Consider the following 26,028-nt stretch of genomic DNA (forward strand, 5'->3'; position numbering starts at 1 on the left):
TGAGGTAAAAATAAATGAGAAGAAGTTTTATTGGATTATTTTTTATAATCCTTGCAGTAACTACTCTACTTGATGGATTTAATATTTTCCCAACCGGATCAATCTTTCTGGCTATATGTACTGTTGTACTAGGATTTTTCGCTATTCGAGGTTTAATAGATTTTGATTCATTTGGAACTATCTTTCCTCTAGCATTATTATTCTATGTGTACAATAAAAATTATCACTTTGCTGATATATCAGGTGGAAAAATATTCTTTATCGCTGTTTTCCTTAGCTTAGGTATTTCTATGTTTGTCCCTAGAAAATATAAATATAGAGAATTTAAAAGTTTTTACAAAGGAAAAAAACATCAAAAGATAAAAAATGGTGATGATTTTTCTGATGTAACATTCGGAGAAAATGTTCAGTATATAGACATAACTAAATCTGATTCATTCTCTGCTTCTACAACATTCGGAACTACTACTATCTACTTTGAGAAATTAGATACTTATCCTATTAAAAACTTTGACCTTAATGTTTCGATTTCTTTCGGAAATCTAAAAGTGTATGTTCCAAAAGAATGGGCAATCGAAAACAATACAAATAACTTCTTAGGAAAAGTTCAAAAAAACTCTCATAGCATCGGTAAAGATGTTAAAATTATCCTAAATGGTTCGGTAACATTTGGAGAAGTTGAAATAATTCATATATAAAAAATAACTCTCAAGACATTAAAGCTCTTGAGAGTTTTCTTTATTATTTTCTTCTTTCTTTTGCTGTTCTCTTTTTTCTACTAACTTAGATAAATAGATTGAACCTACAGTTAATAAAATTACTAATAATGATGCGATTAAAAATTCTTTACTGAAGATATTTGTACTAGTAGCTCCGAAGTTTAAGAATACTACTGTTCCAGGGATAATACCAAGTACACTCGCTATCATATATTTTGATAAACTGATATTAGTTAGACCATATCCGTAGTTTATCATATTATACGGTACTAAAGGTATTAGTCTCAGTATTACTAAACTCATCATTAGTTTTTCATCACTAACATTAAAAATTCTATCGTGTTGCTTAGGTGTCATTTTTTTCTTAAGGTAGTTTTTCACCCATTCACGACCGAAACGACGTGATATTACAAACATAATATAGCAATTCAATGAAGCTCCAACGAAGGTTAGTAAACTTCCTTCTACAAAACCAAATGCTACTCCTCCAGCAACAGCAAGTATCGGAACCGGAAAGAAAAATACCGGTAAGAACATAAACATTAATACATAAATTATCGGTGCTAAGACACCAAAACTTTGAATAAACTCAGTCATTACTCTCCTCCTATTTAAAGTATGCTGATACTTTCTCTAAAAACTCTAATTCGGTATATGAAGCGATTTTCTTAAATGTAGTATCATCCATCAGCATTTTATCATTTTCACTATACTGTCTAAATGCCATACTACACCAAGTAACTCCTCTTAGACAATTAAATATTAAATACCTCTCAAATCTCTTTCTATCAAAATTTCTATAATTACCATATTCTTCTAAAAACTCATTAATTTCATTTTCTGATAAAATAATATCAGTTTTCCAAAATGTCGTTGTCGGTGCTAGAAAATGGGCTAAATCTTGTTCACATTCACCTATTAATGCCTTCTCCCAATCAATAACATAGCTGTCTTCTTTTCCTTCACCTATTAAGAAATTTCCTGAATTTAGTTCAGTATTTATAATACATGGATTAGCAATACTATACTTTTCAGGTATAAGTGTCAGACACTTTTCTAAGAATCTATTAATATAAGAACTAACTTTCTCATCAGCTTTATCCCAAGCTAAATACTCACCTGCCATCTGTTTACATTCATCAAACATAAGTTGGAATGGGTTGGCTGCATTGATTAATTTATTGTCTCCATATGGTGTATTATGAACCTTACTTAATAAATAAGCTGCAATATACATATCTGTTTTGTAATTAAGTGGTCTTCCTTTTAAGAATTCCATTGTTAAATATTTATACGGTAATAAATTCGTCTCTGTTACTAAATCATAAGGTTTTGGTGTAACTCTACTGTCTTTCAACAATTGCAGCGTTTCGTATTCATATTCTATTTGATTTTCAAGATTCATCTGGCTCTTCATATTTATTCTGAGAACCTTTTTCAAATCTCCTTCCTCAAAGGTAAAATTAATATTATATTCTCCAGCACCTAACAACTTAATATTATTATAACCTGTCTCTGCTAATAAAAGGTCTTCTTTAGTATCGATGTCTAAGCCAGCTTCTCCTAAATAATAACTTAACTTCTGCTCATCACAAACAGTAAGTAAATTCTCTAAAACGCTATTATCTCCATAACTTGGAAGATTAAAAACTTCTTTAATAGCTTTTTTCATACCTATTAAAAAATAACCACCATCAACACTTGGATTTATAACAACATCATACTCATCTAATTTTTCAAATGCAGCATGAATCATATTTTCTTTAAGATTATAGATGTCTGAGCCTAATAAAATCACCTTGTCACTAGACTGTAACTCCTCATCAATTGCGTTATACATTTTATCACCAAGTGTTTCACCTACTTGATAAGAAAATTCTCTATTTTCTAGAATATCCACCATCACACTATCATCAATACTTTGACCATCATGATAGACTGCTATCTCTTCTCCACACTCTTTTAAAACATTATAGTTTTTTTTCATTAATTTCTTTTGAATTTCTACAGCAGTATCCGGAGATACAAAGTCATATAACCTTGTTTTTGTTGTACCTACCTTCGGCACTCTTGTAAAAAATATTATTCTGTTTTTCATCTCTGAAATTTTCCTTTTATATAAAAAATATTTAAGGGAGTGACTCAAAAATCGTGATTTCCAATAAACAAGATTTTGTCGAGTAGCTTCCCACGATAGTTAATTAAATATCTAAACAGCTTTTATAAAGTAAATTTAGATATCAATAAATCCCTACTCTATGAGTTCTCATATGAACTTTGTTAATTTTTAGGACTTTTGGGTAATCACCTATACAAAAAAGGGAAACTCAACTACAAAATTTCTAATTGAAATTACTATTTTGAGTCACCCTTTTACTTTATATATTAATGTTTGTGTCCAGCATGATCATCTTTCTTTTCTGCAGAATGATCATGTCCTTTGTGCTCATCATGTCCTTAATGTTTCTCTGCACCTTTTACTGCGTCACTTGGATCTTTACAGCAATCTGCAATTTCAAATTTATAACTGTGTTCTTTAGTTCCATCAATTGCATTACATACATTTTTGTATCCTAAATCAATAAGTTTTTGAGCAACTACTGAAGAACTATTTCCTGTAGAACTATATACATATATTGGTAATTCTTTATTTTCCGGTAAAATTGATTTTAAATCATCTAATTTTTTAACATCGATATTTTTTGCTCCAGCTGCGTGACCTTTTTCAAAATCAGCTTTATCTCTTACATCTAAGAGCACATTGTTTGCAGCTGTGTCTAATAATGCATCTTGGAATTTACTGCTACTTAATGATGAATATTTTACAAGATCATAGTTATAATCTTTTACATTTTGAGCTCCAGATACATCTTTAAACCCTTGTTTTGTAAGTTTATCTATAGCATCCTTTGTCTTATCTGATTTATCACTATAAACTACTACTTTCTTCTCTCTCCAAGTACGAATTTCTTCAATACTCTTATCTATTTTTGATAATGGAATATTAATGGCGTGCTTAAGGTGACCTTCTTTATAAGCCGCTTCATCTCTAATATCTATAACAAGATAGTTTTCTTTTTCCTTATCATCTTTTTGAATTTTGTTTAACTCCTCACCTTTTAATTCTTTTGCAGATGAAGTAGTTGAACATCCTACTAAAGTTAATGATAACACTGCTGACATACTTACAGCTAAAAATTTATTATATTTCATTTATTTTTCTTCCTCTCCTTATTTAATAAGAGACAAGGTGGTACTTAAATATTTAATACATTTAGGTATGCCCCCGTCTCTTATTAGTATAACTTAAAAATAGTTTCTTTTCTAATAAATAATATTATTTTTACTCATTTTTTATAATATTTTTACTTTTTTCTAAGTGTATCTTCCTCTTTGACTTCTTAATAAAACGCACTTTAGAAATTTACAATTTTTTAAAATTTATATTCATGCTCTTTTGTTCCATCCCAAGCATTATAAACATTTGTATATCCTAGCTCAACAGCTTTTTGAGCAGCTTTAGATGAACGATTTCCACTGTAACAATATGTATAAACTGGTGCATTTTTATCGGCTGGTAACAATGCCGCTAAGTCTTTATCAATATTTTTAACATCAATATTTTTAGCTCCTGCTACATGACCTTTTTCATAATCTTTTGCTTCACGAACATCTATGAAAGTTCCTGCTTTTTTATCGATTGCAGCTTGGAATTCATGAGCAAGCAATGTAGTAAACTTAACGATTTCATAATCCTTATAGTCTTTTACACCTTGAGCATTAGAAACTTTTTTGAATCCTGCTTTTACAAGTTTATCAGCAGCTTCTTTACTTTTCTTACCAGTGTTGCAGATTGTTACTACTTCTTTATCTTTCCATGCACTTAAGTGCTCTGCATGTTTCTCAATATCAGCTAATGGAATATTGATAGCGTGTTTTACGTGTCCTTCTTTATATTCTTTAGCATCTCTCACGTCGATAACAAGGTATTTTTCTTTTTCTTTGTCATCTTTTTCAATTTTATTTAACTCTTCCCCTTTAAGTTCCTTTACCGCAACAGTCCCATTACTGCTACTAGAAGTACTATTAGAAGCTGAAGAACACCCTGCTAATGATAATGATAATACCGCTGCCATACTGACAACTAATAATTTATTGGTTTTCATAAATTTATCTCCTTTGTAATAGTTTTCATAAATAGTATAACAAATTAAATAAATTCAATCAACAGCACTTCCCAAGATACCGAATAATTATTTTACTTTTTACCTAGAATTTCAATTTACATAAAAGTACAATAAAAGCTATAATCTAATGTGACTATAGCTTTTATTATACACCTTATTTTTTTCATACTTTTGTTATATTCAGAAAAATAATAATATTTTTTACAATTTCTTAGCTTCTAATTCCTTGAAAAACTGAATAATGTTTTTTACTTTATAACCCGTATAATTTTCTAACTTATCATCAAAATGCCATTTTCTTTCTACTAAACAAGTTTTAAAACCTAATTTTTTTGCCGGATTTATATCATGATACAGAGAATCTCCAATCATCATAGTTTCGCTTGCCAATATATTTTCTTTTTCCAAAACATTGATAAAAGCTTGTTCTTTTGGTTTACTTATATGCGTTTCTCCTGAAATGTACAATTTAAAGATATTATCTAAACCAAGTTTCTCAATTTTACTTCTTTGTTCACAAGATTTCCCATTTGTTAATAATATCATTTTATATTTCTTTGAAAATAGACTTAACCAGTGATTTACTTCTTCGTTAGGTTTAATTGATTCCAAGATAAAATCAAACTGCCTCTCATAATAATTGTTACAATCCTCTTTCGTTAAGATAATTCCAAATTTCTCTAAAGTCAGCTTTAATCTTTTATCCCTAATATCTTTCAGCTTCACATTACCCTTTAAAACCTCATCTACTAGCATATTGTTGATAGCTTTATAGTGCTTGAAAAACTCTTCATAACTTGCTATTTTATCGTATTTTAAATATTCATATACCTGTTTGTTAGACTTTTCCCATATGATACTAAAATCATATAAAGTATTATCTAAATCAAAAATAAGGTTCTTTATCTTAGTCATCAATCTCACCTCCCTTATAAAATTCATTTTAATTATTAATGCGTTCTCAACATTATTATAACATATAAAAAATAAAGGAGCTAATATCTAAAATTATGATTTCAAAAAATCAATTTATTGAATAACTCCTTTATTCTTCTATAAATATTTAATTGTTTAATTCTTATAATTTAAAAGTAAGAGGGTGACTCGACAAAATCGTGATTTCTTAAGAAACAAGATTTTGTCGAGTCAGCCCCGCACAGTTTATTAGATATCTAAAAAGCTTTTATAAAACATATTTAGATATCAATAAACCACTGCGTCTATCAGTTATAATATAAACTTTTTTAAAATCTAAAACTTTCGGTTTGGCTCAACCACTTACTTTTTTATTTTAAATCTTAGTTTTCTCAGATTCTAAATACTTTACTACAGGTTTCGCTTCATAAACTATTGTTCCTGCAGGAATACTATGTTTTACAACTGCATTGGCTCCTATTTTCGAATTTTTTCCAATTGTAATATTCCCTAAAACTTTTGCTCCAGCACCTATCATTACATTATCTTCTATCGTGGGATGTCTTTTAATTGGATCTAATGTTGTGCCACCTAATGTTGTGCCATGATACATCGTGACATTATCTCCTACTACGGCTGTTTCTCCTATAACTACACCCATACCATGATCAATGAATAGTCCTTTGCCTATTTTTGCTCCTGGGTGTATTTCTATACCAGTCTTACGACGTGCTCTTTTTGATAATAATCTAGCTGTAGTATGCCATCCTTTTTTATATAGTTTATGAGCAAAAAAATGATAATTAAGAGCCTTTATATGTGGATACGTAAGATACACCATAAGTTTTGACTCCGCTGCAGGATCATCTTTCAAAACTCTGTTTAGATTATAATTTAAATTTTCAAAATAGCTCATTACACTTCTACATGTGTAACATCTTCGAAATCAAGTACTGATAAATATTTATCCACTCCATCCGGTAGGATTGTTACGATATTTTTACCTGGATATTTCTCAGCAGCCTTTTTAGCTCCAACTATCGCAGCCCCTGAAGAAATACCTATACCTATACCTGTTGAACGTAAGAAGTTCTTAGTCTCTTCGATTGCTTCTTCACTTGTTACAGTGTATACATCATCCATGTACTCTTTTCGGAAGTTTTCTGGAATAAATCCTGTTCCAATACCTTGGATTTTATGAGCACCTCCACGCCCTTCACTAATTGCTGGTGATTCCGCTGGTTCTACTGCAATCGTTACAACTTCTGGTTTTTGTTCTTTCAGATATCTTGCTACACCAGTGAATGTTCCTCCAGTACCAACTCCTGCAACAAAGACATCAATATTTGGAACTTGTTCTAAAATTTCACGTCCTGTTGTTTTGTGGTGATATGCAGGGTTAGCAGGGTTATCAAATTGACTTAGAGAAATTGCATTGCTGTATTTTTCACGAATTGCAGCAGCTTTTTCGATTGACCCTTTAATACCTAATTCTTTAGGAGTTAAAATTAATTGTGCCCCATAGGCTTTAATAATATTACGTCTTTCAATACTCATACTTTCAGGCATAATTATAACAGCTTTTAAACCTAAAACTGAAGCTAAAATAGCCACAGCTATACCAGTATTCCCACTAGTCGGTTCTACTATAATAGTATCTTTATTAATAGCACCTTGAGACATAGCTTCTTCTAACATACCTAATACAGCTCTGTCTTTTACACTTCCTCCTAAGTTGTATTTTTCTAGTTTCACAAAAATATTTGTGTTATCTAATTGATATACGGGTGTGTTACCCACGAATTTTAATGATGTTGAAATCATAAAATCCCTCCTCTTCTGACTTATTAAAATAACTTTATTATTTGATTTTGATTATATCACATTTTCTTACTGAAAATAAAGTAATTAAACTAAAATTCTTCAACGTTTTCATCAGCTATATTTTAATTTTTCCTCAAAAAATCGAATAAGATTACTATGAAATATCAAAATATAAAACACGATAAGTTAACAAGTGAGAAATATAAATCTAAACAGTACTTGCAGTAATGAATTTACTAAAATCTAATTTTTATCAAATTACTCATATTAACTCTTATATAAATTTATAAAAAAATGTAAAAAAGTTCAAATTTTTTTTATAATTTTATCTAGAAAGTAAATAAAAATATCTATATCTATAGCGAATAAGCCAAAATTAAAAATAAATCTAAACGATAAAATACTCTCTACATTCTTTGTGTGATTCTTTCACTACCTATTACCTTATTAAAAAAACATTCCTGGTGACACGTATTTAGACTAAAAGCAAAAAAGGGAGTGACTCAAAAATCGTGATTTCATAGAAATCGATTTTGTCGAGTCACCCCCGCACAGTTTATTAGATATCTAAAAAGCTTTTATAAAGCGCATTTAGATATCAATAAACCACTGCGTCTATGAGTTATAATATACACTTTTTTAAAATTTAGGGCTTTTGGGTCAGCCATTTTCTTATGCATTCTTTTATTTAGAGTAGTTTGGACTTTCTTTTGTAATTTGAACATCGTGTGGATGAGATTCGATTAATCCTGCACCTGTCATACGAACAAATTGTGAATTTTCACGAAGTGCACGTAAATCATGTGAACCTGTGTAACCCATACCAGCACGTAATCCTCCGATGATTTGGTAAATTGTTTCAGAAACAGCACCTTTATAAGGTGTACGTCCTTCAATTCCTTCTGGAACTAATTTTTTACCATCTTCTTGGAAGTAACGGTCTTTAGATCCTTTTTCCATTGCAGAAATTGATCCCATTCCACGGTATGCTTTAAATGTTCTACCTTGGAAAATTTCTAATTCACCTGGTGACTCTTCACAACCTGCAAGCATAGATCCTAACATTACAGCATGTCCACCAGCTGCGATAGCTTTTACTACGTCACCAGTATATTTAATTCCACCATCAGCGATAATTGTTTTTCCTAATTCACGAGCTACTGTCGCACAGTCATAAATAGCAGTTATTTGTGGTACCCCTACTCCTGCAACTACACGAGTAGTACAGATCGACCCAGGTCCGATACCAACTTTAACAACGTCTGCTCCTGCTTCGAATAAATCACGAGCAGCTTCTCCAGTTGCAACGTTACCTGCAATGATATCTAAAGTAGGATAGTTAGTTCTTAATGTTTTAACAGCATCTAATACACCTTTAGAGTGTCCGTGAGCTGTATCTACTACGATAGCATCTACACCAGCAGCTACTAAAGCATCTACACGTTCAACTGTATCGTTTGTAATTCCAACAGATCCAGCTACTAATAAACGTCCTTTAGCATCTTTTGCTGAGTTAGGGTATTTAGCTAATTTTTCAATGTCTTTAATTGTAATTAATCCTGTTAATTTTCCTTCTTCATTAGTTAAGATTAATTTCTCAATTTTATGGCTACGTAAAATTTCACTAGCTTCTTCTAAAGTAGTTTTCTCTGGAGCAGTAATAAGGTGCTCTTTAGTCATTACTTCACTAATTTTAATATCGAAATCAGTTAAAAATCTCATATCACGGTTAGTAATGATTCCTACTACTTTCATATCATTTTCATTGTTTACAATAGGTACACCTGAAATTCTGTATTGTTGCATTAACTCTTCTGCTTCATATACTAAGCTATCTGGTGTAAGGAAGAAAGGATCAGTTATTACTCCACTTTCTGAACGTTTAACTTTTCTTACTTCTTCAGCTTGTTCTTCAATGCTCATATTTTTGTGAATAACACCAAGACCACCTTCACGTGCCATCGCTATTGCCATTTTGTGTTCTGTTACTGTATCCATTGCAGCAGAAATAACAGGTACTGATAATTTGATTTTCTCCGTTAAACTAACTTTTAAATCAACCTTCTTAGGTAAGATATCACTTTTTGCTGGTACTAATAGTACGTCATCAAATGTTAAACCTTCTTTTTGAAATTTATTTTCCCACATTTTATTAAAATCCTTTCTTATTTTTCATCATCAGATATATTAAATTTAACTTCATTATTCTCTAGAGAAGCAATTCTACATAAAGAACAAACATTTACATTTCTCTTGTCTAATAATTTTCTACCATCTTGGAAACTTTTCTCAACTAGAATACCGACACCTACAGTTTTAGCCCCAGCTTGTTCTACTATTTCCATAAGTCCTAGAGTAGCTTGCCCATTAGCAAGGAAATCATCGACTATAAGAACTTTATCATCTTTATTAATGAATTTTTCAGAAACTACTATAGTATTAGTTATATTTTTAGTATAGCTATGAACTTCTGCAGTATACACATCGTTATTTTTCAAAGTAGATGGCTTACTCTTTTTAGCAAACACCATCGGTACTTTAAATAAATTAGCAACCATAATAGCTGGTGCAATACCACTTGCCTCAATTGTCAAAATCTTCGTTATTTTCTCTTTTTTAAAATACTCGTAAAAAGATTCTGCCATTTTCATCATTAAACCAGCATCGATTTGATGGTTTAAAAATGAATCAACTTTAAGGACATTATTATCATAAACTTTACCATCGGTAATAACCATTTCTCTTAGTAATTCCATAACTCCTCCTATATAAACTTTGAGTAATTTTATTTATGATACCAAACTTTCATTGAAAATTCAAGAGCCTAATGAAATGTTAATCATTAAGGCTCTTTATTCATAATATTATTTTAAATTGTCTAATAAGTCAGTTATTTCATTTTGAGAAAAATGATATTTTTCTTTACAAAATGCACAAACTAATTCTGTTGTCTCTTGTTTAGCGATATCTTCCAACTCTTCTTTACCTAATGTTACCAAAGCATCAGCATAGCGCTCTTTAGAACATGTACATTTGAACTCAACGTCATTCTTATGTAAGATACGGTAGTTTTCTTCTCCACCAAAGATAATATTCGCAATTTCTTCAGGCGTTTTCCCTTCATGAATAAGCGTAGAAATAGGCTTAATATTGCTAATTGCTTTTTCAATCTTAGTTATAGTTTCGTTAGTGGCATTCGGAAGTACTTGTAGAATAAATCCACCTGCAGCTATTACAGAATTGTCAGTTTCTACTAATACCCCTAAAGATACTGCTGAAGGCACTTGCTCACTAGCAGCAAAGTAGTATGTGAAGTCTTCTGCAATTTCTCCTGATACTATCGGTGAGGTAGTTGTATACTTTTCATTTAATCCTAAATCACGCACTACTGTGATATTCCCACTACCTACTACTCCTTTTACATCAAGTTTTCCTTGTGCATTACTCGGAATATGAACTTGCATGTTTTTCGCGTATGCTGTAGTTTCCCCAAGTTCATTTGATGAAGCGTATATAGTTCCTACAGGTCCATCTCCACGTACAGCTACATCAATTCTATCTCCACTCTTAAGCATAGCTCCCATCATAGTAGTAACCGTAGCAGTACGTCCTACTGCTGCAATTGCCGTTGGATACGCATCGTGTCTTTGTCTAATTTCTTCTACTAAATCTGTAGTTTTTGTCACAAAAAATCTAATTTCATCATTAAAGGCTAATCCTCTAATTAAATAATCTTTCATTAAAATTAATTCCTTTCAAATTCTTATACTTCTATAAATTTCTTACGATTTTCTATTATACATTTAATTTCTATTATTGTCTATTTATTTCATAGAAGCGACTCAAAAATCGTGATTTCTTAAAAAACAAGATTTTGTTGAGTCACTTTTTTAAAATTTACTACTTTTGGGTCAACCTCGCTAACTTAACTACATCTTCTCTTATTTATTATTATAATTTCTAATAAACTCATTCATCTCAGCTACACTATCAGTAAATAATGTTCTTTCTCTATCTTCTTTAGTTAAAAATCCTTCTTCAACCATCTTATCAAAGTATTGTTCCAGAAAATCATAATATCCATCAACATTCATTAAAATACACGGGGCATCTTTTTTTCCTACTCGAACCCATGAAATTACCTGTGAGATTTCTTCTAATGTTCCAGGACCTCCTGGCAGAGCAACAAATATATCACCTAAATCAACAAGCTTATCCTTCCTTACAGACATATCATCAACAATAATAAACTCATTAATACCAGTGTGACTAATTTCTCTATCTACTAAAAATTGAGGCATTATACCAATAACTTCACTATTATTTTCTAATACAGTATCAGCTATAACACCCATCAAACCTACTTTACCACCACCGTAAACTAGCGTGTAGTTGTTATCAGCAATCCATTTACCCAGTTCAATAGCATTTTCTTTATATGCTTCATTTCTACCATTATTAGCTCCACAAAAAACAGTAATTTTCATTATTACTAGCCTCCTTTTAAATATCTGATGAGTTATCTTTATTTATTTCATGTAAAAGATTTACCTTCCAAAACAAAGTGGTAAATCCTTAATATATAGAAAGTATTAATAATTATTATTTTTCTTTATTCATTTTATATAATTCAATAATACCTTTTAGCGTTAACTCTTCATCAACTACGTCAACTACATCACTATATTTGGCTATAAATTTAGATAAACCACCTGTTAACACTACTTTATAATCTTTATCTAAATCTTGTTTCAGATGCTTAATAATATTTTCAAATTGACCCAAGAAACCATAGAATAATCCCGCTTGCATCTGACTAGTTGTATCTAAGCCTAAAGAAGAATTTACAGCTTCAAATTCTACTCTTGGTAACTTAGCAGCTCTTGAATACAATGCTTCAGCACTAATATTCATTCCTGGACAAATAATTCCACCACGGTAATTCATATCTTCATCTACACAATCAAAAGTCGTCGCCGTTCCAAAATCAACTACAATAGCAGGCAAATACGAACTAACTTTCGCACCAACGATATCAACAACACGATCCGCCCCTAGCTTACTACTATAAGGTTCCGGAACTTTTATTCCGGTATTAATTTCCGCTGAAACAATAACCGGTTCTTTTTCAAAATATTTTTTACTCAGTAGTTCTAGAGCAAACATCATCTTTGGAACAACACTTGAGATAACTACGCCATCAAAATCTTCAAACTTTATCCCTTTATCAATGAAGAAATTTCGAATAATAACATAAAGTTCATCTTCAGTTTTGGTATTATCTGTGGCGATGCGCCAAGAATGAAGCATCTTATAATTACTACCAAATACTCCCAGTACAATATTCGTATTTCCAACATCTAATGCAAAAATCATCTACAATCTCCTATGATTAACTTATTTTAAGAATGATTATATTATACCACAATTATTCTAATGCAAATAGTAAAATACAAATATATTAGAGTCAATAAATTAAACTACTGGCAAAATTAAAAAAAGATTGTTGACTACCCTTTTAGCCAACAATCTTTTTTTCTATTATCTTCTTGATAACGATTCTCTATATTTAAGTGGTGTCATTTTCACTAGAGTTTTGAATATTCTAATGAAGTAACTTGTATCAAAATATCCAATATAATCAGCTACTTCTGAAATTGAAAAATCAGTATTCGCTAATAAATAACAAGCGTTAGAAATACGTTTATCATGAATATAATCTACAATACTAATCCCCATATCTTTGTTAAAAATTGAAGATAGATAACTCTTATTCACACCTAGATAATCACTTACATTATCTAAACTGATTTTTTCTGAAATACGGTCATTAATATATGCTATACAGTTACGCACTACAGCCTGTTTGTCTTTGTATTTATTTCTATCTACAAGTAAGCAATAGCTTCTAATAACGTCTTCTGATAAATCGTAGTTATCAAGTTTATTTTTAATCTTAACCCATAATTCTTCAATACCTAAATAATCATCATTATGTTGTTCTAAAGCATAGCGTAATAAATCATTCATATTATATGATTTTCTACGACGAACATTAACACCTTGTTCAATATGATTTTCTTCTACTCCGTGATTTCTTTGACGAAGATCGAACAGCATATTTACACGAGAAATATTCCCATCTACTACAGCTTCTAAGATTTCATGTTTAAACTTAACCTCACTCTCTAAAATTCCGTTTAAATATGTATTTTTTCTAGAAGCCGTTCTTCTTACATTTTTTACACTTGAATCTTCTATTAAGACAATTGCATCTAAGAAGTCTACATCTTCACTTTCTACTAATAATTCTATTAAATAGTTGAATTTCTTTCTTGGTGTGATTGGCAATGAAAAATATACATCACGAATTAATTCACTAATACTTGCACCATATTTAGTTAATGATTCTTGGAATAGTTTCGTCGGTATTAAATACTCTAAAAATGGAGTGATTAAATAGAATTCTTCTTCATTTTCACTTGGTATAAATAAACATGAAATCCCCAATCCACTTTGACATTTTACCAATTTACCTGAATGTAATCCTTCTTTAATTTTTGGTAAATTTCTCTTAATAAATCTACTGAAAATACTACTTAATTGCTCTTCTCCTAAGTTAAAGCGGATTTCTTCATCAGTATATTTATAAGTCAATACATCTCCATTTAAATCTAAAATATCCTTAATTCTCTCAATTTTTTTAAATGAACTTCTCATTTTACCTACCTCCTAACAACTTTTAATTTTAATCTATTGTAATATCTCGTCTTGCATTTACAATATATGAAATTGTAAAGAATACAACACTATATGCTACTAGCATGATAATTAATGCATTCGCATTATCAAACTTAAATACTTCCCTTACAGCATTTCGAGCTGCTTCATCTTTATAGTAATCACTAAATAATGGAACATCAAACATGTGGTATTTAGCCCATGAATACTTTGTAACAGCAAAGACTGTTAGACCTTGTATTAATCCAGTTCCTAAAAGTGACAGCATTACTAATACTAGTGATAAAATTTGTGTTTTAAATACCACACAAACTAATACAACCATAGCAACAAAGAAGATAAACACCGCTAAATCTGCTAAATTCGTAATGATTAGTTGTTTAGCAACTGTTCTACCAAAATACCCTTCTTCTATAGTATCCTTCAAGTGGTTTAAACCTACTTTTCTATCAAAAAACACATAGTATTTTGTTAAAAAGTCAAATACTGTTCCTACTACTAAGAAAATAATGTAGTTGATAAATGCTAAAACTATTTTCGCAGTAAGTATTGCAGAACGTGATTTTGGTTTTGTGTATAAGAATTTAATAGTTCCTTTTGAATACTCTTGAGATAGATTATTAGCTAACATAATTAGTGAGAATACCAAAGCAAGTGCAGCTGAAACTACTGTTATTCCACTTAATATTTTCACCGCATCAATACCATCTTCAAACTGTCTTTTTGTAAAGTAACTATTTAGTAAAATAATCCCAAATGATAGTAAGAAATATAGCCACGTAGTTTTCTTTTTATAATCTTTTATAAATTCATTTATTAGTAATTTCATTATTTTCTCTCCCCTCCTGTAATTTGTAGGAATCGATCCTCTAATGATGTATGTAATTCACGAATTGTATCTAATTCTACATTATTATTAACTAGATATGTAATAATACGAGCTTTTCCCTCACGGTCAAGATTTTCAAATACAAAGCCATCCTTAGTTAACTCATATTTAACACCTAGTTCTCTTACTAATCTTTCCGTTTTTTCTACATCGTAAGTTGTTATTAATGTTTTAATAATCTCATCTGCTACAAGATTTTCTAATTTGTCATCTGCTATGATTTTACCTTTTTCTATTACGATAACTCTATCACAAACTTTTTCGATTTCATCCAATAAGTGAGATGAAATTAATATTGAAACTCCTGTTGCTGCAATTTCTTTAAGTTTATTACGGAAGTCTTGCACTCCTTGCGGATCTAAACCATTTACTGGTTCATCAAGGATTAAAATTTTAGGATCATTAAGTAACGCTTGAGCTAATCCTAATCGTTGGCGCATACCTAGAGAATAAGTTTTAACTTTTTTTCTTATAACTTTTTTCAGTCCAACGAACTCTACTAACTCTTTCATTCGTGCTCTTGTTACTTTTTTACCACAAACGCGAGCACTTTGTTTTAAGTTAGACCATCCCGACATATAGTTATAAAACTCAGGTGTTTCAATCATCGCTCCAACTTCTTTAAGCATAGTGGTCTTACCTAAACCTAAAGGTTTCTCAAAGCAATAAATATCTCCTTTTGACACTTTAGTTAATCCAACCATCATTCTCATTATTGTAGTCTTACCACTACCGTTAGGACCTAATAATCCAATAATTTCACCTTCGTGCATGTCAAAAGTGATATCCTCAACAATTGTTTTTAAGCCAATACGCTTTTTCAATCCTAAAACTTCAAGAACTACTGGATTTTCTTCCACTTCTTCTTTTTTTACTTCTCTTACTTGTTCTTTTTCAACAGCATGCACTAGCTCATTTCTATCTAATACTACCGTTTCTGCATAAACATCTACTTCTTCTTTAACTGAAGGCATTATTACCGTCTCTTCATGATTTTTCTGCACATCACTTGTCTTTCTAGTGTAAGTAGAAGAATTTTCTATATCTACTTGTTTTCTAATTTTTTCAAGTAAACTTGCGTAATCCTCAGATTTTTTACTATTTCTTCCCAATTCATCACTACTTAATATGTCTTTATTTTTTTCTGAATTTGTCATTATTTGTAGAAGATTCCTTTCTCATAAATTTTCTTTTATATTATATCATATTTATACTATTATTTCCATTAAATAATGAATAATTATTTTTTATTTTACTACTTTCTTTCTTTACATATTACAAACCAGAATTTAAGATTTTTCTATTTATATAATTCCCTTTTTCTTATGAAAATTTGAAATCCCTATATAACAATATCAATAACATTTTCATTTATTTATATTTTCTTAAAATTTTGATTATACTTGTACATACATTATTATAAAAATTCTAAAAATTAATATATAACATTTGCAACCTTGTTATAAGTTTAATTATCGCTAAAATCTATATTTGTTTTTATATTAACTTTCTGAAATGCTAAACTATAAAATTTATTATTACAGATATAATGTACTTTTTTTCATTTACATAACCTTATTAATAACCTATACTATAATCAAATCTAAATTACATTTAAATTTATGATATAATATAAATTGAGGTGAAATTATTATGAAAAAAGAACTTAGAAAAAAATTTATTATAGAACGAAATAAGCTAACAGAGAAATATAGAAGTGATGCATCATCTAAAATTTTTTCAAATCTTGAAAAAAATCAATTATTCGAATCTGCTGAGAAAGTATTTGTCTTCGTTGGTTTCGGCAGCGAAATCGCAACCTTACCATTTATAAAAAAATGGATAAATAAAAAACAGATTTTTGTACCAAAAATTGATAACAAAACAATGAATCTAGTACACTTAACAACAATCAAAGACTTAGAGCCAGGTCATTTTGGAATACTAGAACCTACTAGTACTACTTACTACAACGAGGAGGTTGATTTAGTAATTACGCCTTCTATAGTGTTTGACAAAAAGGGGTATCGACTTGGTTACGGTAAAGGTTATTATGATAAATATTTTGCGACAAACAAGCATAAAACTAGCATCGGTTTATCTTATGATAAACTACTCCAAGAAAAAATCCCTACTGAGCAATATGATGAAAAAGTGGATATTATAATAACAGAGGAGAAAACTTTAATAATCAATGAAAGATATAATAATAACAACTAGTGTAAAAAACACCTTAGAATTAAATAACCAAGCACAAAAACTAGCTAATGAATTAAATTTAAACTATATCAAAAGAAATAAAACAACTATCAAACAGTTACTAGCAACCGTAAGAGGTGTAATAGTTGTTTATAAAAACAAACTTAGTTATTTCGAAAATAATTCAGAATTTTTCTTTCATTTAGATACAACTGCATTAAAAATAAAAAATTCGGACAATGAACCTTTAGTTGAGATAATTAGTAAGGAAAAACAAAGTGTTCTAGATTGTACGATGGGGCTTGCAGGTGACAGCATTCTACTAAGTTATTATGGACACAATGTTACTTCTATTGAAAAAAATAAGATTATACACCTAATAACAAGTACCGGACTTAAAAATTATATATCTCCTGATGAAGAAATAAACAAAGCTATGAGAAAAATTACAACCTTTAACTGCAATTGTATAGATTATTTAAAAAGAACTCCTGATAATACATTCGATATAATATACTTTGATCCAATGTTTTCACATGATATAACTGAATCTAATAATCTAGACGGGATAACACCCCTTGCCGATACAACCTTCCCTTACGAAGAATTCTTGCAAGAAGCCACTCGTGTCGGAAAAGACAAAATAATTATTAAAGCTCACTTCAAAGACAACATATTTGAAAAATATAATTTCACTAGAATCGTAAGAAAAAACACTAAATTCCATTTTGGATTCCTAAATATAGACAAAAAACCAAAAATCAAGCATTAAAGCTTAATTTTTGGTTTTTCATTTTTCATTTCTTTTACCGCCTGATAACCATCATATCCAGTAATTTCTTTAAAATCACGATATAATGAATTTTCCTCAGATTTAGCGCGAACTACACTCTTAAAGTCTTTGTATGTAGCTTTAAACTCTGCTAATTCCACTCCTGATAAATAACATTCTTCTATTAAATCTAAAAATTTAATAATAATAGTTATCTCATCTGTATTATATAATATATAATCTATTGGATAGTTAAATTCCATACGCTACCTACTCAAATGTATATCCAACACCTCGAACTGTTCTTAAGTTCTTATCATAACCAATTTTTCGTAGTTCTTTTCTTAATCCTGAAATATAAACTTCGATAGCGTTTATAGTTGTTTCTGAATCAACACCCCACACTCGATCAAATATTTCTTCTTTTTCAAGTACGATGTTATTATTAATTACAAAGAATGATAATAGTTCAAGGTATTTCCCTTTAATTGTATCAAGCGTCCCTTCGCTAGAAGACACCAATTCATTTTTAAGATCTAGTACTAAATCATTATAAGTGATTTCATTTTCACCTTTTAAATTGCTTTCACGTTGAAGTAAATTTGACATAGTCGTCAGCAAAAGAGAAGCATCTGCTACACGTGGTAGATATTCTGTTACTCTATGCTTCATAACTCTAGCCTTTTCGTCAGTTGATTCTGCTATAGTTATTACAATCACTGGTGTTTTCAGCTCTTTTTCTTCACGAATATAATCCAGTAAATCAATTCCACCCATTCCAGGTAAAATACTATCAGCTATTACAAAATCATATCTATTTTCATCAACAAGTTTTTGTCCATCTAATCCATTATAACAAACGTCCGCATCAAATTTTTCTGCAATCGCAGCCTTTAATGACGCAGCTAATAATTTGTCATCTTCTACAATAAGTGCTCTAAGCATCAGTAACTCCTCCTTATATTTTTCTATTTAATCTATCTAGCTTCTTATTTTATAACTTTTCAAAAAAAAATACAACTAAAAACTACAATATTTTTTACTATTTTTTTATTATAAGAGAATATACAATACTAGACAATAATATTCCTACTAAAGCACCGCTACTATCTATTAATACATCAACGATATTTCCATCTCTTCCTACCACAAAAGTTTGATGAAATTCATCGCTTGAGGCATAAAGAACAGAAAATAAAAAACTAAATATAACAGTTTTTTTGAAATCTCTCATCTTATTTTTCTCTATGAATAAATTCGATAAATAGCAAAACAAGAAAAATCCTAAAACCATATATTCGCTAAAATGACCTAACTTTCTTATGATTAAATCATTAGAAATCTTCGATGATTCCGCACCAGCTTGGCTAGAGAATAAAAATATCACTGTACAAACTAAAATTAATATTATTAATGAAAAGTATTTCTTATATAAAAGTTTAATAATAATTTCTCCTTAGTATTTATTTTAATATTTTTTTCCTACTTTCTATAATACCACATTATTCAAATTAATGGTAATATTTGTAAGTAAAATAAGCGAAAAATTACTTTTATTTTTTTTCCAAACAGCTAAAAAACATAATATTTTCTCTAAATTACTCATATGATGAAAATTATTATTTTTTATTATAAATGGAAATTTAATTTCATAGAATGTAAGAAATTTCATCAATACCTCTATTATAATTTTATCTATTATGCGAAAAGATAGAGGACGATTCTTTAAATATGATTTCGAAAAAATCAATTTAACAGAGTCGCCCCCCTAATAACTTAGTAATATGTTTGCGAAATACTACAACCTAGTAGCGAACCTTACTAAATCTGATTAATAAATATCAATTATATTCCACTAACAAGTTATTTTAATTTTCTTTTCTTCTAAGTAAGTAAAATGCAAGTAACACCGTACTTCCTATGAAGACTGAAGTATCGGTTTCCCCTTCACCTGTCTTAGCTAACATTCCTTTACTACCATCCACTTTAATACCGTCTATAGTAGGTAATAATTGTTCTGGAGTTTTCATTGGAATTTGAGGTGTCACACTTGGAACTTGAGGTTTGTCGCCTTTTGGTTCTTCCAGTTTATCTTCACGTGGTGTTTCTGGTCTATCACCTTTCGGGTCTTCCGGTTTATCCTCACGTGGTGTTTCTGGTTTATCACCTTTCGGTTTTTCCGGTTTGTCCTCGTGTGGCGGCACTGGTTTATCACTACAAGTACAATTACCATCTTTTCCGTCGCGACCGTCTTTTCCGTTCTTCACTACGAATTCTTGCTTAGTTCCGTCTGAATTTGTGATTACTAACATATGCGTTCCGTCTGAATTCTCTTTCACCTCAACCGTAGCCGACTTACCATCGATTCCGTCTTTTCCGTCGCGTCCGTCTTTTCCATTCTTCACTACGAATTCCTGTTTCGTTCCATCTGGATTTGTAATAACAATAGCGCGACTTCCATCGGTATTTTCTTTTGTTTCAATTGTTGGAGATTTTCCATCTTGTCCATTTTTCACAATGATTTCTCGTTTTGTTCCATCTGGATTTATAATAGTGATTGTATATGTTCCACCTTGATTTTCTTTTGTTTCAATTGTAGCTGATTTACCATCAATACCATCTCGTCCATCTACTCCATTATAGATAGTCTCTTCACTAATTAAAGTATCTCCAGTAGTATATGTTAAGCTATTATCATTGTCATAATAAACAGTAATATGAACCCCAATTGGTTTAGCTGTTGGTTGCAATGTTGGAGTAGAATCCACACTTCTTGCTCTTCTTGCACTTCTAGGTTGTGCTGGATAAATTGGTTTTAATTCAACTCTTGGTGCTCGACCATCTTTTCCGTTTTCTCCATTTTTGACAGTTGTTGTAATTGGTTCTTTTCCATCTGGCTGAGTAATTGAAATTGTATGACTTCCATCTGAATTTGTTACAATACTAACTGTCGGTGTGAATCCGTCTTTTCCATTGTCTCCTTTGTCACCTTTCGGTCCAGCGGCTCCTGTTTCTCCTTTGTCGCCTTTAACCCCTTTAAGGTTTCCTGCTGGTTTCCATTCTCCATCTTTCTTAACAAGTACATCTCCTGTTGTTGTATTGATGAATGTATCCCCATCTTTTCCATCTTGTGCTTCTGGTGTACTTGTTCCATTTAGAATATCTTTTCCATCACGTCCGGCTGCTCCAGCGTCACCCTTGTCACCTTTAGCTCCAACTGCTCCGTCTTGACCATCTTTAATTACAGATGTTCCTAGAACTGTATCTGTTCCTTCGTCAAACTGGTTATTTGCATTCTTATCACTATAGAACGTTAATGTCGTTTCTTTCTTAGTTTCATCGCGATCTACTTTGACTTTTGGAGTTTCTCCATCTTTACCATTTTTGATAATTGTTTCGACAGGTTGTCCATTCGGTTGTGAAATCGTAATTGTATGAGTTCCATCATTGTTTTCTTCCACTGTTACTGTCGGCGTTGGTGGCGTTAAGTCTACAACATCGATTGTAATGTCTTTTGTAATTGACTTAGTTTTACCCGCATTTGTCACTGTTACCGGGATATCAAATGCTCCAGCTACTGTCGGTGTTCCTGAAATAGTCTTACTTGCTTCATCATACGTTACACCCTCTGGAAGTTTGGTCTTATCAACCATTAATGTAGCATCTGCTGGTATTCCAAACGTAATCTGTCGAATTGTTTTTCCTAGCGCAATCATTTGACGATCATTTTTGATATCTAATGACACTGGGTCATCTACTACTTTTAGAATAATAGTTGCTTCTGCACTATCATTTGAAGTTCCTTTACCTAACAATTCAGAATCTAGCGTTGCTTTCAAGCGAATTATATATGTTCCAGGCTTGGTTGGAGTTCCTGTAATTGTATGCGTTGCAGCATTATAATTCAATCCTGCTGTTGATTCAAGGTAAGAGTTTATATCTCTTTCTGGTAAATCCACACTTAGATAACGAGCACCTAAATCTGAATGTTCACTGTGCGAAACAACCATACTTTTAATAGTCTCACCAAGTCGAATAGTTTGCTCATTTTCTGTAACATTAATAGTTACAGGAAGTGGACGAACATTAATTTTAATATGTCCCCCATCTACTGGAGACTCTGCCATTTCTGGGAAAGTAGCCTTATATGGAATTAAGTATTCTCCAATTTTAGATGGTGTTCCAGAAATTGTTCTACTTGCAACATCATAAGTAACTCCCGGCGGTAATTGACTTGTATCAACATCTAATCTTGCTTTAGCATCTGAAGAAGTTAAAACTACATTGTCTATAGCAGTTAGAACTGTCTTCTCTTGTTCCTTATTCTTAACATCAACACTTAAATCACGTGACGTTACATTTATCGTTAATGTTGCGCTCGCTGTTGAATTTCCACTAATCGTTGGACTTGTTGCTGTAAATGTTGCCGTATAAGTCCCTACTTTTGTTGGTGTTCCTGAAACAGTTTTTGTCTCAGCATCATAGTTTACACCTGGAGGAAGCTCCCCAGAAGTAATTGTTAACAATGCTCCATCAGCTTGTAACTTAATAGGAGGAAGTTCATCTAAAGCTTTCACTTCTTTTCTATTATCAGGAATAGAAAAGTTTAATGGTATACTTTTTACTGTGATGTTCACATACGCATATGTCGATTGATTTGTACCACCTGCAGTGGTTCTATTAACATAGCCATACACTTGGAAAGTCCCTACTTGAGTCGGAGTACCTGTGATTGTTTTTCTGTCAGCAGACCAACTTAAACCATTTGGTAACCATCCTCCGACTGAACTTACAGTCGTATTTGCAGGTAGTTTAAGAGTAATCGGTGGAATTGGTTCTCCTGCCGTATAAGTGTAATTAGCTGTTGGAACATTAAAACTTCCTGGAGTTACTGTAAGGTCTACTATCTTAGTGATTGACTTATTATCTTTAGTAGCCGTTACCGGTATAAAATAACGTCCTTCATACTGCCCAGTTCCTGATAAAGTCTTACTATTTCCGTCATATTTTATTCCTTCCGGCAACTTAGTAGAATCAACTGTGACTGTAGCCCCTTCTGTAGCTGTTATCACCATATCAGCAAATTTAGTTCCTTCTGATACCGTTTGTTTATCATTAGAAATCTCTAAAGATAAATCCGTTACTGGTGAAGCATTTACCTCATAAGTAAACTTCGTCTTAATCTGACGACTTTCACCTGCATTATTCATATACGTAGCAGTAACATAAGCTGTTTGAGGTTTATCTGTTTTCTTTAAAGCGTATCCTACTATCCCTGTATTATCCGCATTAGGGCTTAGCTGGATATAGTCTCCCTCTGATTCAACCGTTAAATTCGTAATCTTACTTCCATTTATCATTGAAACAGGAATATTTGGAATTGTTTGACCTTCGGTCCAAGTCTGATCACCAATGGCATTTAGTCCATCCATTACTTCGAAAGTAAATTCTCGTACTGGAGCATCTTCTCCATAATGTCCATCCTTAGCTTTCGCTGTAATCTTATGAACACCGACAGGTAAGATTACCCCATTTTCTTTTGTAATCTTGTATTTAGTTGGGTCATCTGTTCTTCTTGTAATTGTAATTCCTTCGGGAGCCGTTATATTTATTAACTCTGCATTTTCTTTATTTAATATTAAGTCACCAAGCTCTTGAGTTTCTGATTTTTTTTCAACTGCGACTGGAATAGGATTTTCAACTTGATAAAGTTTATCTGCTTTAAGTAGTACATCTGCATGAGTCAAGTAATAATTCAATCTATCACTCATATTATTAGCTACCGCACGTTCCTGAGTTCTAACAGGCACCGTGAATATTTTTTCAGTTCCAAAACTATCCGTCGTTTTAAACTTAATTATAAAGTTTTCTTGCTGTTTAGGAAGTTTTGTAAATCTTACTCGATAAGGATTTTCACCTATCTCAGAAGAACGAGCATCCCAATTATGAGATTCAAATTTAGAAATATCAACTAGTTCATATGCTACATCAGGATTTTTATCTAATCGTTCAAACTTATCAATCCTAACCTTATCCCGAGGAACAGAACTATCCATAAAACGCAATCCAAATTCAGTATAATAATGAAGAGTATCTTTTTTAGCATCCTTAATTGTTCTTCTAGCGTATGAATCTCTTAAATAATTGTGGTATTCAAAATAAGAATTATAGATTTTAGAATCATAATGATCGACATTTTCACTATCATAACCTATAGCATAACCAAAGGTTGTTGTAGGAATAACCAAATTACCTCCTGAAGCATCTGCAGCACTAGGAGATAAAACATAAGGAGAGCTCCTGTATGTATTTATTTCAAAAGTTCCAGGATTTCTAATAGTTAGAGGTATACTCTTTTCATATTGACCGTCTTTAGAAACTAAACCAATATTATAAGTCCCTTCCTTAACAGTCTTATCTAGAGTTATTTTCCCTGAAATTCTTTGATTGGTAGAATCGTAAGTTAACCCTAGATCTTTAGCCCCTTGAGTTAGTTCAACTCCTTCTTTAGGATCTATACGGCTAGTTCCAGTTTTATAACTTAGTGTTATTTCACGACCATCTTTGGTAACAGTACGATAACCAGACTCATTTTCGACAGTGATATAAGGTAATTCATTAACCGATTTCACTACTAGTTCTGTTGTATACTCTTTACCTTTAAATATAAAACCAGGGTGATAAGTACCGGGTTCTATAGTATTGCTTATTTCAGCTATAAAATTAGGATAATAGTCATAAACCCTTTTAAAACCTAATTTTTGAGCATCCTCATTCAGTGCAAACTCTCGAACAACATCATAATCACTGTAATATTGATTCTCATCTTTCAGTGAATTAACAAATTCTCTTGATACTGAGAATTCTACATTAGTAGATTCATTAGCTAAATATGAATATATTGTTTTAGACATTGGATTAAATGCTGTCGGCGTTGAAGTCGTCTCCGCATCCAACCTATAACTAACTTTCCCTGAATGCCCTGCTCGTCTAAGCTCTAAATATAATACCTCAAGAGCCTCTTCTAAAGTTCGCACACCATTATTTAATTCTTCTAGAGTCGCTTTATCTTTTGTTAAAAGTTGTTGTACTTTATTTTCTTCCTGCTTAGAATTTTCTAAATTTTTTGTCAGCTTAGCTCTAACTTCTGCACTAACATCTTTTCCAGCTAAATATTTTTCAGTTTCTTGGCTAACTGCCTTAGATTCCAAAAGTCTATTCGATAAAGTATCCTTAGCTTCTTGAACTTCTTTTGTTTCTAAAGATTTTTTATCTTCTTTTTCTTTCTTTTCTGAAGACTTCTCAATCTCTTTTTCTTTTATTTCTGTAGATTTTTCAGCCTCTTTTTCTTTTGGTAATGTTTTTCCAATATTTGTCGAAGCGGTATTTTCTACTACTTTTTTCGTTCTAGTAGAAACTGCATTCTCAGCAGTCGGCAAACTTCCCTCTTGCTCCTTATTTTTCGGTAAATCTATATCCAAAGGTTTAACATCAACAACAGGTGGATTAAGAGACTCTTTGCTAGCCACTTCGGTCCCCGTTACTTCCCCAGCTTGCACTTCAGGAACATCAGATACACTACCTACATAAAACTGTGCAGCAAGAACCGATGCCACACCGACACTAAGTTTACGAATTGCATATTTCTGTCTTTTTTCTAACTTCATATTAATAAACAATCTCCTTCTATAAATATATTTCTTTAATTCTTCTTACATATAGATAATAACAAATAAAAACTTAAAAAGCTCTGAAGATTTATTAGACCTTAAAGATAAATTC

The 26,028-nt window shown here is 31.2% G+C and carries 23 protein-coding genes; 4 read left to right on the forward strand and 19 right to left on the reverse strand.

Annotation, left to right across the window (positions count from 1 at the left end; translation table 11 throughout):
• Positions 1-14: 14 nt before the first annotated feature.
• Positions 15-698, forward strand: a complete 684-nt coding sequence (locus RWN11_RS01345) for a LiaF transmembrane domain-containing protein (protein WP_314160000.1) — start codon at positions 15-17, stop codon at positions 696-698.
• Positions 699-716: 18 nt separating this feature from the next.
• On the opposite strand, the gene RWN11_RS01350 is transcribed toward RWN11_RS01345, so the two are convergent.
• From RWN11_RS01350 to RWN11_RS01420, 15 genes are all read right to left on the reverse strand, one after another.
• The gene (locus RWN11_RS01350) at positions 717-1,316 is read right to left on the reverse strand and encodes a TVP38/TMEM64 family protein (RefSeq protein ID WP_314160001.1); all 600 of its coding nucleotides are present in this window, start codon (positions 1,314-1,316) and stop codon (positions 717-719) included.
• A 10-nt stretch (positions 1,317-1,326) separates the two neighbouring features.
• Positions 1,327-2,817 carry a TIGR04282 family arsenosugar biosynthesis glycosyltransferase gene (locus tag RWN11_RS01355; RefSeq protein WP_314160002.1) on the reverse strand — a complete coding sequence of 497 codons (1,491 nt, stop codon included), beginning with the start codon at positions 2,815-2,817 and terminating at the stop codon, positions 1,327-1,329.
• 359 nt (positions 2,818-3,176) lie between these two features.
• Entirely contained in the window at positions 3,177-3,932 is a 756-nt protein-coding gene (locus tag RWN11_RS01360) for a rhodanese-like domain-containing protein (RefSeq protein WP_314160003.1), read from the reverse strand.
• Positions 3,933-4,153: 221 nt separating this feature from the next.
• Positions 4,154-4,885 carry a rhodanese-like domain-containing protein gene (locus RWN11_RS01365; RefSeq protein WP_314160004.1) on the reverse strand — a complete coding sequence of 244 codons (732 nt, stop codon included), beginning with the start codon at positions 4,883-4,885 and terminating at the stop codon, positions 4,154-4,156.
• Positions 4,886-5,107: 222 nt separating this feature from the next.
• A complete protein-coding gene (locus RWN11_RS01370) occupies positions 5,108-5,821 on the reverse strand; it encodes an HAD family hydrolase (protein WP_314160005.1) in 714 nt (237 codons plus the stop codon).
• A gap of 376 nt (positions 5,822-6,197) precedes the next feature.
• On the reverse strand, positions 6,198-6,737 hold the full coding sequence (gene cysE / locus RWN11_RS01375; protein ID WP_314160006.1) for a serine O-acetyltransferase: 540 nt from the start codon (positions 6,735-6,737) through the stop codon (positions 6,198-6,200).
• Positions 6,737-7,645 carry a cysteine synthase family protein gene (locus tag RWN11_RS01380; RefSeq protein WP_314160007.1) on the reverse strand — a complete coding sequence of 303 codons (909 nt, stop codon included), beginning with the start codon at positions 7,643-7,645 and terminating at the stop codon, positions 6,737-6,739. Before RWN11_RS01380 ends, cysE begins: the two co-directional genes overlap by 1 nt.
• A gap of 684 nt (positions 7,646-8,329) precedes the next feature.
• A complete protein-coding gene (gene guaB / locus RWN11_RS01385; protein WP_314160008.1) occupies positions 8,330-9,793 on the reverse strand; it encodes an IMP dehydrogenase in 1,464 nt (487 codons plus the stop codon).
• 17 nt (positions 9,794-9,810) lie between these two features.
• Entirely contained in the window at positions 9,811-10,401 is a 591-nt protein-coding gene (locus RWN11_RS01390; protein WP_314160009.1) for a xanthine phosphoribosyltransferase, read from the reverse strand.
• A 108-nt stretch (positions 10,402-10,509) separates the two neighbouring features.
• Positions 10,510-11,385, reverse strand: a complete 876-nt coding sequence (gene hslO, locus RWN11_RS01395) for an Hsp33 family molecular chaperone HslO (protein ID WP_314160010.1) — start codon at positions 11,383-11,385, stop codon at positions 10,510-10,512.
• 201 nt (positions 11,386-11,586) lie between these two features.
• Positions 11,587-12,132 carry a TIGR00730 family Rossman fold protein gene (locus tag RWN11_RS01400; RefSeq protein ID WP_314160011.1) on the reverse strand — a complete coding sequence of 182 codons (546 nt, stop codon included), beginning with the start codon at positions 12,130-12,132 and terminating at the stop codon, positions 11,587-11,589.
• 115 nt (positions 12,133-12,247) lie between these two features.
• Positions 12,248-13,021 (reverse strand): type III pantothenate kinase, encoded by a 774-nt coding sequence (locus tag RWN11_RS01405; RefSeq protein WP_314160012.1) that lies wholly within the window; start codon positions 13,019-13,021, stop codon positions 12,248-12,250.
• 165 nt (positions 13,022-13,186) lie between these two features.
• Positions 13,187-14,365 carry an AraC family transcriptional regulator gene (locus RWN11_RS01410; RefSeq protein WP_314160013.1) on the reverse strand — a complete coding sequence of 393 codons (1,179 nt, stop codon included), beginning with the start codon at positions 14,363-14,365 and terminating at the stop codon, positions 13,187-13,189.
• 28 nt (positions 14,366-14,393) lie between these two features.
• On the reverse strand, positions 14,394-15,215 hold the full coding sequence (locus RWN11_RS01415; protein WP_314160014.1) for an ABC transporter permease subunit: 822 nt from the start codon (positions 15,213-15,215) through the stop codon (positions 14,394-14,396).
• On the reverse strand, positions 15,215-16,432 hold the full coding sequence (locus RWN11_RS01420) for an ABC transporter ATP-binding protein (RefSeq protein ID WP_314160015.1): 1,218 nt from the start codon (positions 16,430-16,432) through the stop codon (positions 15,215-15,217). Before RWN11_RS01420 ends, RWN11_RS01415 begins: the two co-directional genes overlap by 1 nt.
• Positions 16,433-16,928: 496 nt before the next feature.
• Between RWN11_RS01420 and RWN11_RS01425 the strand changes: the two genes are divergently transcribed.
• Together RWN11_RS01425 and RWN11_RS01430 are read left to right on the forward strand one after the other, a co-directional pair.
• The gene (locus RWN11_RS01425; RefSeq protein ID WP_314160016.1) at positions 16,929-17,495 is read left to right on the forward strand and encodes a 5-formyltetrahydrofolate cyclo-ligase; all 567 of its coding nucleotides are present in this window, start codon (positions 16,929-16,931) and stop codon (positions 17,493-17,495) included.
• The gene (locus tag RWN11_RS01430; protein WP_314160017.1) at positions 17,470-18,246 is read left to right on the forward strand and encodes a class I SAM-dependent methyltransferase; all 777 of its coding nucleotides are present in this window, start codon (positions 17,470-17,472) and stop codon (positions 18,244-18,246) included. The genes RWN11_RS01425 and RWN11_RS01430 overlap by 26 nt, the downstream gene beginning before the upstream one ends.
• Here the strand turns inward: RWN11_RS01430 and RWN11_RS01435 are convergent.
• From RWN11_RS01435 to RWN11_RS01445, 3 genes are all read right to left on the reverse strand, one after another.
• On the reverse strand, positions 18,243-18,509 hold the full coding sequence (locus RWN11_RS01435) for a UPF0223 family protein (RefSeq protein WP_314160018.1): 267 nt from the start codon (positions 18,507-18,509) through the stop codon (positions 18,243-18,245). The two genes, RWN11_RS01430 and RWN11_RS01435, sit on opposite strands and share 4 nt — an antisense overlap.
• Positions 18,510-18,516: 7 nt before the next feature.
• Positions 18,517-19,191 (reverse strand): response regulator transcription factor, encoded by a 675-nt coding sequence (locus RWN11_RS01440; protein ID WP_314160019.1) that lies wholly within the window; start codon positions 19,189-19,191, stop codon positions 18,517-18,519.
• 97 nt (positions 19,192-19,288) lie between these two features.
• Positions 19,289-19,633 (reverse strand): VanZ family protein, encoded by a 345-nt coding sequence (locus RWN11_RS01445; RefSeq protein ID WP_314160020.1) that lies wholly within the window; start codon positions 19,631-19,633, stop codon positions 19,289-19,291.
• Between RWN11_RS01445 and RWN11_RS01450 the strand changes: the two genes are divergently transcribed.
• Positions 19,569-19,706, forward strand: coding sequence for a hypothetical protein (locus tag RWN11_RS01450; protein ID WP_314160046.1), 138 nt, complete (start codon positions 19,569-19,571; stop codon positions 19,704-19,706). The genes RWN11_RS01445 and RWN11_RS01450 overlap by 65 nt on opposite strands.
• A 408-nt stretch (positions 19,707-20,114) precedes the next feature.
• Here the strand turns inward: RWN11_RS01450 and RWN11_RS01455 are convergent, their stop codons facing one another.
• Positions 20,115-25,913 (reverse strand): putative Ig domain-containing protein, encoded by a 5,799-nt coding sequence (locus RWN11_RS01455; protein ID WP_314160021.1) that lies wholly within the window; start codon positions 25,911-25,913, stop codon positions 20,115-20,117.
• Positions 25,914-26,028: the final 115 nt, after the last annotated feature.

The sequence above is a fragment of the uncultured Gemella sp. genome, from assembly GCF_963519265.1.
In the GTDB taxonomy this organism is placed as follows: Bacteria; Bacillota; Bacilli; order Staphylococcales; family Gemellaceae; genus Gemella.